14 protein-coding genes are annotated in these 16,129 nt (G+C 60.4%); 7 read left to right on the forward strand and 7 right to left on the reverse strand.

All coding sequences use genetic code 11. The features are described 5' to 3' along the window. Nucleotides 1–64 precede the first annotated feature (64 nt). The 6 genes from RWK44_RS21615 to RWK44_RS21640 form a co-directional block, all read right to left on the reverse strand. Nucleotides 65–370: an NIPSNAP family protein gene (locus tag RWK44_RS21615; protein ID WP_131666318.1), complete on the reverse strand. Its 306-nt coding sequence runs from the start codon at nt 368–370 to the stop codon at nt 65–67. 195 nt (nt 371–565) lie between these two features. Then, the gene (locus RWK44_RS21620) at nt 566–1,627 is read right to left on the reverse strand and encodes an ABC transporter ATP-binding protein (RefSeq protein ID WP_072637758.1); all 1,062 of its coding nucleotides are present in this window, start codon (nt 1,625–1,627) and stop codon (nt 566–568) included. A 12-nt stretch (nt 1,628–1,639) separates the two neighbouring features. Further along, nucleotides 1,640–2,428, reverse strand: a complete 789-nt coding sequence (locus RWK44_RS21625; protein WP_131639527.1) for an ABC transporter permease — start codon at nt 2,426–2,428, stop codon at nt 1,640–1,642. Then, nucleotides 2,425–3,318, reverse strand: a complete 894-nt coding sequence (locus tag RWK44_RS21630) for an ABC transporter permease (protein ID WP_131639526.1) — start codon at nt 3,316–3,318, stop codon at nt 2,425–2,427. The genes RWK44_RS21625 and RWK44_RS21630 overlap by 4 nt, the downstream gene beginning before the upstream one ends. A 71-nt stretch (nt 3,319–3,389) precedes the next feature. Then, the gene (locus RWK44_RS21635; protein WP_131666316.1) at nt 3,390–4,493 is read right to left on the reverse strand and encodes an ABC transporter substrate-binding protein; all 1,104 of its coding nucleotides are present in this window, start codon (nt 4,491–4,493) and stop codon (nt 3,390–3,392) included. 191 nt (nt 4,494–4,684) lie between these two features. Then, nucleotides 4,685–5,557: a MurR/RpiR family transcriptional regulator gene (locus RWK44_RS21640; RefSeq protein ID WP_017961343.1), complete on the reverse strand. Its 873-nt coding sequence runs from the start codon at nt 5,555–5,557 to the stop codon at nt 4,685–4,687. A gap of 178 nt (nt 5,558–5,735) precedes the next feature. Here RWK44_RS21640 and RWK44_RS21645 point away from each other — a divergent pair, with 178 nt between their 5' ends. The 6 genes from RWK44_RS21645 to RWK44_RS21670 all read left to right on the forward strand — a co-directional run bounded on the left by RWK44_RS21645 (nt 5,736) and on the right by RWK44_RS21670 (nt 13,404). Further along, on the forward strand, nt 5,736–6,506 hold the full coding sequence (locus RWK44_RS21645) for an N-formylglutamate amidohydrolase (RefSeq protein WP_131666332.1): 771 nt from the start codon (nt 5,736–5,738) through the stop codon (nt 6,504–6,506). Nucleotides 6,507–6,625: 119 nt separating this feature from the next. Beyond that, nucleotides 6,626–8,176, forward strand: a complete 1,551-nt coding sequence (locus RWK44_RS21650; protein WP_131666315.1) for an amino acid permease — start codon at nt 6,626–6,628, stop codon at nt 8,174–8,176. Nucleotides 8,177–8,321: 145 nt separating this feature from the next. Next, nucleotides 8,322–9,686, forward strand: a complete 1,365-nt coding sequence (locus tag RWK44_RS21655) for a glutamine synthetase family protein (RefSeq protein ID WP_168284622.1) — start codon at nt 8,322–8,324, stop codon at nt 9,684–9,686. Between the two features lie 241 nt (nt 9,687–9,927). Beyond that, nucleotides 9,928–11,313 (forward strand): aldehyde dehydrogenase family protein, encoded by a 1,386-nt coding sequence (locus RWK44_RS21660; RefSeq protein WP_316029363.1) that lies wholly within the window; start codon nt 9,928–9,930, stop codon nt 11,311–11,313. Next, complete coding sequence (locus tag RWK44_RS21665; RefSeq protein ID WP_077978819.1) at nt 11,310–12,461, forward strand: iron-containing alcohol dehydrogenase; 1,152 nt, start codon at nt 11,310–11,312, stop codon at nt 12,459–12,461. Before RWK44_RS21660 ends, RWK44_RS21665 begins: the two co-directional genes overlap by 4 nt. Nucleotides 12,462–12,690: 229 nt before the next feature. Beyond that, a complete protein-coding gene (locus RWK44_RS21670; RefSeq protein ID WP_221999376.1) occupies nt 12,691–13,404 on the forward strand; it encodes a ParA family protein in 714 nt (237 codons plus the stop codon). A gap of 73 nt (nt 13,405–13,477) precedes the next feature. Here RWK44_RS21670 and RWK44_RS21675 read toward each other — a convergent pair whose 3' ends face one another. Then, nucleotides 13,478–14,878 (reverse strand): L,D-transpeptidase, encoded by a 1,401-nt coding sequence (locus tag RWK44_RS21675; protein WP_221999375.1) that lies wholly within the window; start codon nt 14,876–14,878, stop codon nt 13,478–13,480. A gap of 362 nt (nt 14,879–15,240) precedes the next feature. On the opposite strand from RWK44_RS21675, the gene RWK44_RS21680 reads away from it, so the two are divergent. Then, entirely contained in the window at nt 15,241–16,080 is an 840-nt protein-coding gene (locus tag RWK44_RS21680) for an aldose 1-epimerase family protein (protein ID WP_221999374.1), read from the forward strand. Nucleotides 16,081–16,129 lie beyond the last annotated feature (49 nt).

Here is a 16,129-nt window from a genome sequence, read left to right on the forward strand (position 1 = left end):
ACAGAACGAAAAGCCCGCCAGCCAACCCGACGGGGTTTTCGTTTCCAGTCGGGTGCGGGTTTGATCAGCCGAGCACGGGCCGCAAGAAGCTGCGTTCATAGCTGACGATACTGCGGTTACGTTTGTCGAGTTCGAAAGCCGCCTGACATTCCGGATCGCTTGCCATGCGTGTGCGATAGTCCTCGTAGGCGGCAAGGCTCGGGAAGGAAAACAGTGCAATGGCAATATTGTTGGCGCCTTCGGATGGCAGGAAATAACCGTGATGGGTGCCGCCCATCCTGTTGACGATCGGAATCCAGAGCCGGGCATATTCCTCGAATTCGGCAAGCTTGTACGGATCGATCACATAGCGCAGGTGGCAGGTAATCATTGAAATATCCCATTTTCTTAAAGTGCCAAGCAGAGGGCTACCCGGCTCATTTGGTTCGCTCAACTTCTGGCACCGGCCTCGGAGAGTTCAAGTGCCTTATGGTGATGGCTGCATCACGATTGCTGACGGGTCGGATCACCTGAAATGAAAAAGGCGCCGTTTCGCGGCGCCTTTGCCTCAGCAGTATTGGCGAAATCAGTCGCGGATGATCAGCAGGTCGGCTGCCATGAAGCGCAGGGTTACGGTTTCGCCGGCCTGCGGCGGGGTGATGCCGGGGCTGTTGAACATGTCGAAGGAGATGACGTTGCCCCCAACATTCATGCGGGTGCGAATGACCGACCCCAGGAAGTGGGCCGAAACGACCTGGCCGGTCAGCGCCGTGTCGCTCTTGACGCTGTCGGAGAGCGAGCCGGCTTCCGGACGCAGGGCCAGCGAGATGGTTTCGCCAGTCTTGTGAGCTGCGACCGACTGCTTCAGCGTGATACCCTGATCGCCGATCTGGATGCGGTTGGTGTCGGGATCGACGACCGTGGCTTCGATGAGGTTCAGCGTGCCGACGAAGGAGGCGACGAAGCGCGTCGCCGGCGTGTTGTAGATCTCGAAGGGCGAACCTATCTGGTCAGCCTTGCCGGCATTCATGACGACGATGCGGTCGGAGATCGACAGGGCTTCTTCCTGATCATGGGTGACGAAGACCGTGGTGATGCCGAGCTGCTGCTGGATCTGGCGAATTTCCTCGCGCAGCGAGACGCGGATCTTGGCGTCGAGCGCGGAGAGCGGCTCGTCGAGCAACAGCACCTGCGGCTTGACGGCAAGCGCGCGGGCAAGGGCGACACGCTGCTGCTGGCCGCCCGATAGTTGATAGGGGAAGCGGTCGGCCAGATGATCGAGTTTGATCAGGCCGAGCATTTCCTTGACGCGGGCGTCGATCTCGGGCTTCGGCGCGCCGGCGACCTTGAGGCCGAAGGCGACATTGTCGTGCACGGTCATATTGGGAAACAGCGCGTAGGCCTGGAAGACCATGCCGATGTTGCGCTGGTTCGGCTTCAGCGAGCTCTGATCCTTGCCATTGATGGTCAGCGTGCCGCCGGTCGGCGTTTCGAAGCCGGCGATCATGCGCAGGACGGTCGTCTTGCCGCAGCCTGACGGGCCGAGAAAGGAGACGAACTCACCCTTTTCGATCGTCATGTTGAAGTTCTTGACGACCTGGACCGGGCCGAAGGATTTCTGAATGTTGGTCAGCGTGAGAAAAGACATGAACCAGATACCTTAAGCCTTTGCCGGGCGGGCTTTGCCGACGCGGGAAACGATGTTGAGCAGGCCCATGCTGAGCCAGGTGATCGAGAAGGCGATGACGGCGAGCGCCGAAGGCTCATAGGCCTTGTTGGCACCGACGAGCTGCAGGTAGGGACCGAAGGCCGGACGGTTGAGCAGTGCGGCGAAGGTGAATTCGCCCATGACGATCGCGAGCGTGATAAAGGCGCCTGAAAGCACGCCGCTCATGACGTTGGGGAAAATGCATTTGAACATGATGGTCGTCCAGCTGGCGCCGAGACTTTCGGCTGCCTCCGTCAGGGTGCGGACGTCGATGGCGCGCATGGCGGTATCGACGGCGCGGTACATGTAGGGCAGGGACAGGGTGATATAGGAGAAGACCAGCAGGATGTTGGTGCCAGTCGTTGAACCCGTCAGCGGCAGGTAGGACGACGAATTGTACATCCTGAGGTAACCGAAGACGATGACGATCGCCGGAATGACAAGCGGCAGCAGCGTGATGAATTCGACGACGGGGCGCATCTGCGGCAATCGCAGCCGCACCCAATAGGCCGTTGGCACGACGAGCAGCATGCCGAAGACGATGGTCAGCAGCGCCATCAGCATGGAATAGCCGAAGGTCTCGCGGAACTGAATGTCCGAGAAGACCGATTGATAGGCGTCGAGGCTGTATTCGCCGCGGCGCATGCGCAGCGAAAACTCGATGGTGCCGATCAACGGAATGACGAAATAGGATGCACCTAGAATGACGGCGATCCAGGCTCCGAGACGTTGAGCTTTCATTTCTGCCACCGTTCGGCGCGCATGCGCAGCAGGAGGTAAAGGACGTTGGAGACGCCGGTTATCACGATCATGCCGAGCGCGATGGCGTAACCGAGGTTGGCATTGTGCAGAACGTCGCCGCGGATCTGCGCATAAAGCAGGATCGGCACGATGTTCAGCGAACTGCCGGTCAGCGCAAAGGCTGTGGCGATGGCGCCGAAGGCATTGGCGAAAAGCAGCAGCGTCGTACCGAGCAGGCTCGGCCAGAGGATCGGCAGCGCGACCATCGTCCAGTATTGGCGGTTGGTGGCGCCGAGAATCTGCGATGCTTCGCGCCATTCCTTCTTCATGCCGTCGAGGGCCGGCGTCAGGATCAGCACCATCAGCGGGATCTGGAAATACATGTAGGTGATGGTGAGGCCGAAGAAGGACAGCAGATTGAAACCAGTGCCGTAGAGATTGAAGCCGAACCATTCGCGCAGGAAGATCGTCACAAGACCGGTGCGGCCCAGCGTTGCGAGGAAGGCGAAGGCGAGCGGCACGCCGGCGAAATTCGAGGCGACGCCGGAGAAGGTCAGCAGTGTCGAGCGCACGGAGGCGGGCAGACCGCCGAGCACGACGGCCCAGGCAAGGAAAAAGCCGATCAACGCGCCGCCGAGGGCGGAGGCGACCGAGATGCGGATACTAATCCAGTAAGCGCTCATGATCGATGGCGTAAAAAGATCGCCGATATTCTTCAGCGTGACATCGCCCTCGGGCGTCAGGAACGCGCCCACCACGAGATAAAGCGTGGGGATGATCAGGAATAGCAGGGAGAAAATAATGAAGGGTGCGATGCCCAGCCAGTCGATCACGCGGTCTTTGTTGATCAAGGGGGCACTGCTCGCCATCGGCGTTGAAACGGTGCTCATGGAAAAGCTCATCCTGGGGCGTCGGAGTGAGAAAACCTCCCCGCCTTGCAGCGGGGAGGCAGGATCAAACTTTACTGAACGTTGGCGCCGACGACGGAATCCCAGTTCTTGGTGATGGTTTCCTTGCCGGCGGCCTGCTCTTCCAGCGTCGGGAAGACAGCCTTTTCATAGGCTGCTGCCGGCGGCAGCTTGTCGAGCAGTTCCTTCGGGATCTTGTTGTTCTTGGCAAGATCGTTGAAGCGGATCGGGTGGCAATAGCCCTTCAGCCAGCCGAGCTGACCTTCGTCGGAATAGAGATATTCCATCCAGAGCTTGGCAGCGTTCGGGTGCGGAGCGAAGGCGGAAATCGCCTGGACGTAGACGCCCGCAACGACGCCGGTCTTCGGAACGACGACCTCGAAGGGAGGATTGCCCTTCAGGCCTTCGCCCCACGAGAGGGCGTTGTAGTCCCAGGCGATGACGATCGGCGTGGAGCCCTGCGCGAAGGGAGCAGCCTTGCCGACGACCGGCACGAAATTGCCGCTCTTGTTCAGTTCGGCGAAGAATTTCAGGCCTTCCTCGGCTGCCTTGGCCGCGTCGCCGCCGGATGCGGAAAGACCAGCGGCGTAGACGCCCTGGACAGCCTGGTTGGCGCTGCGCGGATCGCCTGCGAGGGCGACGCTGTTTGCATAGTCGCTCTTCTTCAGGTCGGCCCAGTCGGCCGGCGATTCCTTGACGAGATCCTTGTTCACCAGGAGCGCGAGAACGCCGTAATAGTCGCCGTACCAGTAGCCTTCAGCATCCTTGGCGGTATCCGGAATGGAATCCCAGGTGGAGACCTTATAAGGCTGGATCAGGCCGTCTTTCTTGGCAGACGGGCCGAAAGAGAGGCCGACGTCGATGACGTCAGGAGCCTGCGGGCCGGTGTTGCCCTTGTTGGCCTTGATGGCTTCGATTTCGTCGCCCGAACTTGCATCCGGGTTCAGTTCGTTGACCTCGAGGCCGTACTTGGCCTTGAAGCCGGCAATGACGTCGCCATAGCCGCACCAGCTGTGCGGCAGAGCGATCGTCGTCAGGCTTCCTTCTTTTTTGGCGGCGGCGATAAGTTCAGCGCTCGGCTCGGCGGCGGCAATCGCGGTCGAGGCCACGATCATCGCAGTAGAAAGCGACAGAAGTCGAGAAATGTTAGAGATCACTGTTGTTCTCCTTCGGGTTTTCAGTGTCTGGCGATGCTGTTAATGAGATTACATGAAGCTTGTGTGACAGTTCGGTGACGTTAATTCTGCTGTGAATAGCGAGGGTTGCGACAAATGCTTTATTTGCGACAACGCCGTCTGTTTCCGCGAAAAATCCGTCATTGTTTTTCTTCTGTTTTAGTCTTGTCCTCCTAACCCGGTTTGCGGAAAAGCCTGGTCTGCTCAAACAGGCCTTCCAGTGTCTTCATGCGCTCCTTCGTCTCGTCCCAGGTCGAATTCTGCACGGCCTCGATCAGCGCTTCGACGATGAAAAGGGTGACGACGGAGGAATCCCAGGCCGACGGCGCCTCGATCCGGACGCGGAAGGCATGCCTGGCGAGCTTGGCCGCGGGCGAACCCCACTGGTCGGTGAAGACGATGATTTCGGCGCCGCGCTTGCGGGCGGCGGTCGCAAGGCTCACCATCTCCTGCTCATAGCGGCGGATGTCGAAGATGATCAGGATGTCGCCGGCATTCATGTTGAGGACATATTGCGGCCAGCTGCTGGAATTCGACGATAGCAGCGTCGTTGCCGGCCGGATCACCTGCATATGCGTGAAAAAATATTCGGCAAGCGCGCCGGTGATGCGGCCGCCAACGAAATAAAGGCCGCGCTTGCGGTCGGAGAGCAACGCGGCGACGCTGTCGAACGTCGCGGTGTCGAGATCGGTCAGCGTCTGGCGCAGATTGCCCATGATGGCATCGGCGAAACGGTTGAGAATATGGGTGCCTGGTGCGTTCTGCGCCCAGCGGTCGTGCTTGGCGATCGGGTTCGAGATCGTCGCCTCGACTTCCTGATGCAGATGCGCCTGAAAGTCCGGATAGCCCTTAAAGCCAAGCTTCTGCACCATGCGCACGACGGTCGGCGTCGAGACGCCGGCGTTTTCGGCGATCGTTGTGATGCTGCCGAGGCCGGAAACCGGATAATTGTCGAGCAGGCTTTCGGCCAACTGCTTCTCGGCGCGCGTCAACACCCCCAAATGCGAGTGTATGACGTCCGAAACCGTCTTCGACGCAACTGTCACGTAACTATGCTCCCCGGGATGGTCTGGCGCCACTTTCCCACTCAAAGTTAACAACGCTGTCACAATCCATGTCAACCGCTGTCATGAAAAGAAATTTTCAGTCCATGCTTGACACTGGCCGAAACCTGAAGAATTCTTTTCTTCATCAAGAATTTGTTAAGGGATAGGAGTGGCGCCTTTGGTGCTGGCCCGGCCGAAAATCCTCAGCGAAGCGGACGGCGACTGCGTCGGGATCGAACGCACCCAAGGCCGGAGCTCGGTGCTTCTGATCTGCGAGCACGCTTCGAATGCGCTTCCAGCCGTTTTCGGCGATCTCGGCCTGCCCAGCGAAGCGCTCTCCAGTCACATTGCCTGGGACCCGGGCGCGCTTGCGGTCGCCCGCAACATATCGGAAGCGCTCGACGCGACGCTCGTTTTCCAGCGGTTCTCGCGGCTTATCTATGACTGCAACCGGCCGCCCAGTTCACCCGGCGCGATGCCGGAGACCAGCGAGATCTACGCCATTCCCGGCAACAGGGATTTGAGCCCGGAAGAACGGCTTGCGCGCACCGACTCGCTCTACGTGCCTTTCCACGACGCCATTCGCGGGCTGATCCGTGATCGCCGGGCTAGGGGGCAGGACAGCATCATCGTGACGATGCACAGCTTCACGCCGGTCTATCACGGCCGCGAACGCGCCGTCGAACTCGGCATATTGCACGACGAGGACAGCCGGCTCGCGGATCGTATGCTGGAGGTCGCGGCCAAGGCGCCGCTTTACAGGACGGAACGCAACGAGCCTTACGGACCCGAGGACGGCGTGACCCACACGCTGATCCTGCACGGGCTTTCGAATGGCTTGCGCAATGTGATGATCGAGGTCCGCAACGACCTCATCGCAGACGATATCGGCCAAGGGGTCATGGCCGATTATTTGAAAGGGTTGCTCCAGCAAAGTCTGGACGGCTGAAGAAAAAGAAGACCCGAGGGAGCAGTTTAACTGCGAACGTCTGCATGGCGCAAATGCCGCGGGCAATTGGCACTGAATCGGCCCGCAATCCCGCGGCCGATCGTGAACAGGGGGAAGTCATGTCGGACTATACCGAACTGGACAAGAAGCAGGATGTGCACATCCTGCATTCCATGGGTTATGCCCAGGAACTCGAACGACGCATGAGCTCGTTCTCGAACTTCGCAATCTCGTTTTCGATCATTTGCATCCTTTCCGGCGGCATCAATTCGCTCGGGCAGGCGACTTCGGGCGCCGGTGGTGCTGCGATCGGTATCGGCTGGCCGCTCGGCTGCCTAATATCGTTCATCTTCGCCCTCGGCCTCGCACAGATCGGCTCCGCTTATCCGACGGCCGGCGGGCTTTATCACTGGGGCTCGATCCTCGGCAATCGCTTCACCGGCTGGCTGTCTGCCTGGCTCAACCTGCTCGGTCTCGTCACCGTGCTCGGTGCCATCAATGTCGGCACTTTCTACTTCTTCTTCGGCGCCTTCGGTCCGCAGTTTGGCATCGAGGACACGCTTCTTCACCGAGTCGTCTTCGTGGCGATCATCACGGCGCTGCAGGCCGGCATCAACCATTTCGGCATTGGTCTCACCGCCAAGCTCACCGATTTTTCCGGGTATCTGATCTTCGCGACGGCGCTGCTGCTGACGATCGTCTGCCTGGCGGCTGCTCCTAGCTGGGATATTTCGCGCCTGTTCACCTTTGCTAATTATACCGGCACCGAAGGCGCATCGCTGGTTTGGCCGGGCACCGTCTCGACCGGCATGGCATTCCTGCTCGGCCTGCTGCTGCCGATCTACACCATCACCGGCTACGATGCCTCGGCGCATACCTCGGAAGAGACCGTCAAGGCCGCCGTCTCCGTACCGCGCGGCATGGTTTCGGCGGTACTCTGGTCGGCGCTTTTCGGTTACATCATGTTGTGCGCCTTCGTGCTGATGATCCCGAACATGGACGATGCGGCAAAGCAGGGCTGGAACGTGTTCTTCTGGGCGATGGACGCGCAGACGAACCCAGCGATCAAGAGCATCCTCTACTTCCTGATCTTCGTCTCGCAGTTCCTCTGCGGGCTTGCGACCGTCACCTCGGTTTCGCGCATGATCTTCGCCTTCTCGCGCGACAAGGGCCTTCCGGCATCGTCTGCCCTCGCCAAGGTCAGCCCAAATTTCCGCACGCCGGTCGCCGCCATCTGGACGGGCTCGATCCTTTCGGTCCTCTTCGTTTGGTTCACCTCGGCAATCACCATTGCCGGCACGCCGGCCTATTCGATCGTCGTGTCGTGCACGGTCATCTTCCTGTTCCTGTCCTTCGCGGTGCCGATTGCGCTCGGCCTTGTTTCGATCGGAACGGCGAAATGGCCGACGATGGGGCCGTGGAATATGGGAATCGGGCTGTACAAGGTGATCGCAGTTCTTGCCATTATTTCGATGATCTTGATCTTTTATATCGGTATCCAGCCGCCGAACGACTGGGCGCTGGAGATTACCGTCGGCTTCCTCGTGCTGACAGGCATCGTCTGGTTCGCATTTGAAAACCGCCGCTTCAAGGGCCCGCCGATCGGCGCCGATATCGCGAAGCGTCAGGCTGAAATCGCCGCGGCTGAAGCGGCGGTCGGCGAAGCCTGAGAAACAAGCTTCCCTCTCAAATGGCGGGGCCGCATCCTGCGGCCCCATCACCGGTTCAACGAAAAGGCATCGGGCCGCAAAGTCCGGCCGAGCGCATGCGATTTCGTTGCCCCGATTTTTCAATCCCAGTTCAGGCGGATCAATCATGAGCAGCTACACAATCGACGATCTCAGAAAGGATGTTGCCGAAGGGCGCATCGACACGGTTCTGGCCTGCCAGGTGGATATGCAGGGCCGGCTGATGGGCAAGCGTTTCCAGGCGGAATATTTCGTCGAGAGTGCGTGGAAGGAAACGCACAGCTGCAACTACCTGATCGCCACCGACATGGAGATGGAGACCGTTTCCGGCTACAAGGCGACGAGCTGGGAGAAGGGTTACGGCGACTACACGATGAAGCCGGATCTTTCGACGTTGCGTCGCATTCCCTGGCTCGAAGGCACGGCGCTGGTGCTGTGCGACATGCTCGATCATCACACGCATGAGGAGGTCGCCCATTCTCCACGCGCGATCCTGAAGAAGCAGGTGAAGCGCCTCGAGGATATGGGCATGAAGGCCTATATGGCCTCCGAGCTCGAATTCTTCCTGTTCGACCAGACTTACGAGTCGGCGCAGGCTTCTGGCTACCGCAATCTTAAGCTCGCCAGCGCCTATAATGAGGACTACCACATCTTCCAGACCACCAAGGAGGAAGAGGTGATGCGGGCGATCCGCACCGGGCTGCAGGGCGCCGGCATTCCGGTCGAGAACTCCAAGGGCGAGGCTTCGGCCGGCCAGGAGGAGATCAACGTGCGCTACGCCGATGCGCTGGCCATGGCCGACCGGCACGCGATCATCAAGAACGGCTGCAAGGAGATTGCCTGGTCGAAGGGCAAGGCCATCACATTCCTCGCCAAGTGGAATTACAATGCCGCTGGCAGTTCCTCGCATATCCACCAGTCGCTCTGGAGCCTGGAGGAAAAGCCGCTATTCTTCGATCATACCGGCAAATACGGCATGTCGCCGCTGATGCACAATTACGTCGCCGGACTTCTCGCCCATGCGAGCGAGATCACCTATTTCCTTGCGCCCTACATCAATTCTTACAAACGCTTCATGGCCGGCACGTTTGCGCCGACCAAGGCGATCTGGAGCAAAGACAACCGCACTGCCGGCTACCGGCTCTGCGGCGAGGAGACCAAGGGAATCCGTATCGAGTGCCGCGTCGGCGGTTCCGATCTCAATCCCTATCTCGCCTTCGCCGCGCTGCTTGCCGCCGGCATTGACGGGATCGAAAACAAGCTCGAACTCGAAGCGCCCTTCGTCGGCGACGCCTATGGCGGCAAGGGCGTTCGCGAGATCCCGCGCACGCTACGCGCGGCCACGACTGAAATGACGGAATCGGCAATGCTGCGCAAAGCCTTTGGCGACGACGTGATCGACCATTACACCCGCGCCGCCGAATGGGAGCAGGAAGAATACGACCGCCGCATCACCGACTGGGAAGTGGCGCGCGGTTTCGAAAGAGCTTAATAGGCATTTGCGATTTGCTTGCCCCTCACCCTAACCTTGCCGGGGTCGAGCCACTGGTCTCGACCCGTCCTACGGACCCCCGTAAAAACGGGGAGAGGGGACGTGCCAAACGCAGCGTCGATGTTGGGAAAGCCGGTGCGGCATATCCCCTTCGCCCCGTTTACGGGGAGAAGGTGCCGGCAGGCGGATGAGGGGCCACGGCCTCACTCAAATTTTGAAGATACGAGGACAGGAACAGATCATGGCAATGATCCAATGCATTTCACCGGTTGACGGGTCGGTCTATGCCGAGCGCGCAGCCCTTTCTCTCGATGCCGCCAAGGATGTCGTGGCGCGCGCCCGCAAGGCGCAGAAGGCCTGGGCGAAACGGCCGCTCGAAGGGCGTGTGCAGCTGGTGCTGAAGGGTGCTGCGCGGCTGAACGAAATGTCCGACGTCGTCGTGCCGGAGCTTGGCTGGCAGATGGGCCGGCCGGTCAAGTATGGCGGCGAATACAAGGGCTTCAACGAGCGTTCCAACTATGTCGCTTCGATCGCGGCGGATGCGCTGGCGCCTGTTGTCGTCGAGGAGAGCGATCGTTTCGAGCGGCGCATCGAGCGCGAAGCGCATGGCGTCGTCTTCGTCGTCGCGCCGTGGAACTATCCGTATATGACGGCGATCAATACGATCGCGCCGGCACTGATGGCCGGCAATACGGTGGTGCTGAAACATGCCTCGCAGACGCTGCTGGTCGGCGAGCGGCTGGTGCAGGCCTTCACCGAGGCCGGCGTTCCCGAGGATGTGTTCCAGAACGTCTTCCTCGATCATGAAACGACATCGGCGCTGATTGCCGCCGGCAGCTTCAATTTCGTCAACTTCACCGGATCGGTCGAGGGCGGGCGCTCGATGGAGCGGGCGGCTGCCGGCACCTTCACCGGCCTCGGCCTCGAACTTGGCGGCAAGGATCCGGGTTATGTCATGGAGGACGCCGATCTCGAGGCGGCCGTCGACACGCTGATGGACGGCGCGACCTATAATTCCGGCCAGTGCTGCTGCGGCATCGAGCGCATCTACGTGCATGAATCGCTCTATGACGCCTTCGTCGAAAAATCGGTTGCCTGGGTGTCGAACTACAAGCTCGGCAATCCGCTCGATCCGGAAACCTCGCTCGGGCCGATGGCGCATAAGCGCTTCGCGAAGGTGGTGCGCGAGCAGATCGCCGATGCGATTTCGAAGGGCGCCAAAGCGCTTGTCGATCCCAAACTTTTCCCCCAGGATGACGGCGGCGCCTATCTCGCACCGCAGATTCTTGTCGATGTCGACCATTCCATGGCCTTCATGCGCGAAGAGACTTTCGGTCCGGCGGTCGGCATCATGAAGGTGAAGAGCGACGAGGAGGCACTCGCTTTGATGAACGACAGCCAGTACGGGCTGACGGCCTCGCTATGGACCAGGGATGCCGAGCGGGCAGGGCGGCTCGGCCGCGAGATCGAAACCGGCACCGTTTTCATGAACCGCGCCGACTATCTCGACCCGGCGCTGTGCTGGACCGGTGTCAAGGAAACCGGCCGCGGTGGCTCGCTGTCGATCATCGGCTTCCACAATCTGACGCGTCCGAAATCCTTCCATCTGAAGAAAGTCACAGCATGAGCAGCAACATCACCGCAAACTGGAGCTATCCGACATCGGTCAAGCTCGGTCGGGGCCGCATCGCGGAAGTGGCCGACGCCTGCAAAAGCCTCGGCATCAAGAAGCCGCTGCTCGTCACTGACCGTGGCCTTGCCTCGATGGCGATCACCAAGACTGCGCTCGATATCCTCGAAGATGCCGGTCTCGGCCGCGCAATCTTTGCCGATGTCGATCCGAACCCGAACGAGAAGAACCTCGAAGCCGGCGTCAGGGCCTTCAAGGACGGCGGCCATGACGGCGTCGTCGCCTTCGGCGGCGGCTCCGGCCTCGATCTCGGCAAGTGCGTCGCCTTCATGGCCGGCCAGACGCGGCCGGTCTGGGACTTCGAAGATATCGGCGACTGGTGGACACGTGCGAGCCTTGAGGGCATCGCCCCGATCGTGGCGGTGCCGACAACGGCAGGCACCGGTTCGGAAGTCGGGCGCGCCAGCGTCATCACCAATTCCGAAACGCATGTGAAGAAGATCATCTTCCATCCGAGGTTCCTGCCTGGTGTCGTCATTTCAGATCCGGAACTGACGGTCGGCATGCCGAAGATCATCACCGCCGGCACCGGCATGGATGCCTTCGCCCATTGCCTGGAGGCCTATTCCTCGCCCTTCTATCACCCGATGTCAGCCGGCATCGCGCTGGAAGGCATGCGGCTCGTGAAGGAATTCCTGCCGCGCGCCTATCGGGAAGGCACAGATCTCGAAGCCCGGGCCAACATGATGGCGGCGGCTGCCATGGGCGCGGTCGCCTTCCAGAAGGGGCTCGGCGCCATTCACGCGCTGTCGCACCCGATCGGCGCGGTCTACAACACCCATCACGGCATGACCAATGCGGTGGTGATGCCGGCGGTGCTGCGTTTTAACCGGAAGGCGATCGAGGAGAAGATCGGCCGTGCCGCGGCCTATCTCGGCATTTCGGGCGGTTTTGACGGGTTCTACGATTATGTGCTGAAGCTCCGCTCCGAACTCGGCGTGCCGGAGACGCTGTCGGCGATGGGAATCGCTGACGACCGCATCGACGAATTGTCGGCCATGGCGATCGAAGATCCGAGCGCCGGCGGCAACCCGGTTGCAATGACACTCGAAAATACCAAGGCCCTGTTCAGGGATTGTTTCTGACAACATAAGAGCGGACCTACAGACTGGCCCGGAAAACCATGGTTTTCCGGGCTTTTTACGTTTCGGTGGCATCCCTATTTTTAGGGATGTGAAAAATACCGGCTGCAATTTCGCCGCGCGTGTTTCGAATTTGTTAACCATGATTAGAAAGGATGCATTAACCGCACGATGCTCCGACGGTGCGTAAAAGAGCGATTCCAGCTCGCACCATCCCTTCTGAGGACCGAACATGCCTGTCATCACATTCGCAAATACCAAGGGCGGCGCCGGCAAAACGACCGCTGTTCTGCTGCTCGCGACCGAGCTTGCCCGCAAAGGTTATCGCGTCACCATTCTCGACGCCGACCCGCAGCACTGGATTTCACGCTGGCACGAAATATCAGGTCATGTGCTCAATGTTTCGGTGATCGATTTCGTGACGACTGCGTCGCTGCCGCTGCATATCAGCGAGAACAAGCACAATACCGACTATTTCATCGTCGACCTGCCGGGTGCGCGCAATCCGCTGCTTGCCACCGCCGTCGGCCTTTCCGACCATGTGCTGATCCCCATTCAGGGCTGTGCGATGGATGCGCGCGGCGGCGCGCAGGTACTCGAACTGCTGCAGTATCTGGACGAGAAGGCTGGCATCAAGATCGGCCATTCGGTGGTGCTCACCCGCGTCAATTCGATGGTAACGACGCGGGCGCTGCAAGTCGTCAAGTCACTACTCAGCGAGCGGCATGTGCCGGTGCTCGATACCGCTATTATCGAACGCTCCGCCTTCCGCGACATCTTCGACTGTGGCGGTACGCTGCACACGATCGATCCCACACGCGTCAGCAATCTCGACAAGGCCCGGGAAAACGCTACCTGTTTTGCCGAGGAAATGATGCGCAAGCTGCCGGTGAGGCTGACGGCATCCGCCCGCGTGACGAGCCCGATGGTCCGCTCCGCCGCCTGAATATATTCCGTATGAAACGACAAGGCCGCCGGAGCGATTCGGCGGCCTTGTCGTTGTTATCGCGAGAATGACTTCAGTCGACGAATTCGACCGTCACTCCCGGCTTGACCATCTTGGCAAGCTCTGTCGCATCCCAGTTGGTCAGACGGATGCAGCCGTGGCTCTGGGTGCGGCCGATCTTCGAGGGCTCGGGCGTGCCATGGATGCCGTAGGTCGGCCTGGAAAGCGCCATCCAGACGGTGCCGACGGGACCGTTCGGGCCGGGCGGAATATTGAGGATCTTGTCATTGGCGCCCTGCTGGAAATTGATCTTCGGATTGTAGGTGTAGCCGGGATTGAATGCGACCCGCTCGACGTTGACCGTGCCTGACGGAGAGGGGGTATCGGTGGAGCCGATCGACGCCGGATAGGCGGCAAGCAGATTGCCGGCGCCGTCATAAGCGAAGACCTGCTTACGGCCCTTGTCGGCGATGATGCGAGCGACTGCGCCGCTCTTCGGCTCGCCTGGATTGACGACCTTGATGACGGTGCCGGGAACGGTGAAGTCGGCGCCGGGGTTCATCTCCTTAAGGAAAGCCTCATCCATGTGGAAACGCTCGGCGAGCATCTCGGTGGTCGAGGTGTAAGCCAGCGACGGCAGCAGCGCCTTATGCGAATAGTCTTCCGGAATCGCGGCGACGAAGGGGCCGGCCGCATCGGCCGGCGTGATCGTATAGCTGACGACGGGCAGCCCGCCGGTCATGCGCAGCTCTTCCAGAATGGCGTCGGTGTTGTTCGGATCGAGCTTCGAGCCGGTCATCTGATCGTAGGCTAAGATCGCCTTGGTGACGTTCGAACCCATATGGCCGTCGATGACGCCGGGGGAGACGCCGGCGCGGTCGAGGAAGACCTGCAATGCGACGATCTCCGGCTTCGATTTGTTGTTCAGCGTGATGACAGGTTCATCGGGTGGGGCCATCGGCTGATCGGCGGGCGGGATCTGCTGGTCGGGATCGATCGAGGCATAATCGTCGCCGGGCTGCGGATTGCCGATGCTGTTATCCTCGGGATAGGGCTGGTCGCCGAGCGGCTGGCGCTCGATCGCGGCATCGCGCGGTATGCCGCCGGTGACAGCGCCGCGCTCGGAATAACGCGTATCGCCATAGGGATTGTTGTCGGAATAATAGGGGTCGTTGCCGTACTGGTCATTATAGACCTCGCGCGGGCCGGGCCGCGGCGGATAGTAGCCGCGGGCGCGCATCTCGGTGGCGACGACGTTGCCATAGTCGTCGATCAACACACGATTGCCGCTACGGTCGCGTGCGTAGATATAACCGGCTGGAATATAGTCGAGGATTTCGCCGCTCGGCGTCACAAGCACGATATCGCTCTGGCGGCGATCGCGGAACTGCTGCGCGCCTGCCTCTGGCGCGGTAACCGCAATGGCGGCCACGACGGCCGCGAGGCAAAATGCCGACTTCAAAAAGCGATCCACGTATCATACCTCGAACAGTGACTGGGCAGACACACACCTGCGAATTTTGACGCTAGTGTGGAATTTATGAAAGCGTGCTGAACAAAATATGAAAATCACTAAGATTTCCTTTTACTCATAAACGTTTGCGTCCTTGTGTCAGTTCCGCAAAGTCCACGGTTGCGGCAAAAACACAAGATGCGGGCGACGCGGATTGACGAATGGCGGCGCGAAACCTAACGCTAGCGCATCATGCATTTCGAAAGGCGGAATCGATTTTCGGAAAGCAAGATGCGTCAATTCAAAGTGTTAGAGCGTCCTTTTGTGCGTCCGAAAGTACGCACGGCGCTCTAAGGGGCCGACAGTTCCCCGAGGAGATCGTGATGATCGAATTTGCCGCCGCAAGCGGGCCGCGCCTGATGCTGGACGAAACATCGGTACTGGATATCGGCGGATGCATCGTCGAAGGCGTCGACATCGCTCCGAAACGCGCCATTCCCGACGATGGCGATCCGCGAATCGATCACTCGCTCGAAGGCTTCCTGTTCACCTGCGGGCCGGACCATATCCGCCACCGCCAGCCGATCCCCGGCCGAGACGACGGTAAGGTCTATCCGCTGCACGGATCGGCCTCCGGTCATGCGGCAAAGGTGCTGTGGACGAAGTTCGAGAACGGCAATGCCGAATGCCGGGCCGATATCGACATCACCACCGTCGAGGGACTGCCGCGGCGCATCGAGCGGCTGTGGCGGATCGATGGGGCAACCGGCGAAGTGCGGCTCGAGGACCGGGTCGTCAATACGAGCGATCGGACGGTTCCGACCTTCCTGATGTACCACATGAACACCGGCGGCAAATGGCTGGACGACGGCACGCGGCTCGAAGGCCGGATGCTGGAAAGTGGCGGTTTCCCCTGGGCCTTCGGCGAGGAGCCGGGCGGCATCTTCTGCGTCGCGGCGCCGGCGACGGAGGAGGGGTTCGCGGAGATCCGCCTCGGACCGATCGCCGCAATCGGCGGCAGGACGCTGCGGGTGCGTTTCCGTGCCGACACGCTGCCCCATCTGCAGGTCTGGCGGAACCAGAAGGCGCCCGCCCATATCATCGGCATCGAGCCGGTTTCGCATCGCTGGATATCGCGCGACGAGCTTGAGGCAGCTGGTGAGTTCAACATGCTGGCGCCCGGCGAGAGCCGCCGCTATGCGCTGACCTTTGCCTTCCTGTGAGCGAAGTGTTGTTGACGCTGGCAGACCTCCGTCGTAGACCTTCAGCCCA

Source organism: Rhizobium sp. 25PS6 (assembly GCF_032464655.1).
Classification (GTDB): domain Bacteria; phylum Pseudomonadota; class Alphaproteobacteria; order Rhizobiales; family Rhizobiaceae; genus Rhizobium; species Rhizobium laguerreae.

Excerpts from the sequence above, each read along its gene's own strand:
- RWK44_RS21615 (WP_131666318.1), bottom strand. The coding sequence starts at position 370 with ATGATTACCTGCCACCTGCGCTATGTGATCGATCCGTACAAGCTTGCC.
- RWK44_RS21620 (WP_072637758.1), bottom strand. The coding sequence starts at position 1,627 with ATGTCTTTTCTCACGCTGACCAACATTCAGAAATCCTTCGGCCCGGTC.
- RWK44_RS21625 (WP_131639527.1), bottom strand. The coding sequence starts at position 2,428 with ATGAAAGCTCAACGTCTCGGAGCCTGGATCGCCGTCATTCTAGGTGCA.
- RWK44_RS21630 (WP_131639526.1), bottom strand. The coding sequence starts at position 3,318 with ATGAGCACCGTTTCAACGCCGATGGCGAGCAGTGCCCCCTTGATCAAC.
- RWK44_RS21650 (WP_131666315.1), top strand. The coding sequence starts at position 6,626 with ATGTCGGACTATACCGAACTGGACAAGAAGCAGGATGTGCACATCCTG.
- RWK44_RS21655 (WP_168284622.1), top strand. The coding sequence starts at position 8,322 with ATGAGCAGCTACACAATCGACGATCTCAGAAAGGATGTTGCCGAAGGG.
- RWK44_RS21660 (WP_316029363.1), top strand. The coding sequence starts at position 9,928 with ATGGCAATGATCCAATGCATTTCACCGGTTGACGGGTCGGTCTATGCC.
- RWK44_RS21665 (WP_077978819.1), top strand. The coding sequence starts at position 11,310 with ATGAGCAGCAACATCACCGCAAACTGGAGCTATCCGACATCGGTCAAG.
- RWK44_RS21670 (WP_221999376.1), top strand. The coding sequence starts at position 12,691 with ATGCCTGTCATCACATTCGCAAATACCAAGGGCGGCGCCGGCAAAACG.
- RWK44_RS21680 (WP_221999374.1), top strand. The coding sequence starts at position 15,241 with ATGATCGAATTTGCCGCCGCAAGCGGGCCGCGCCTGATGCTGGACGAA.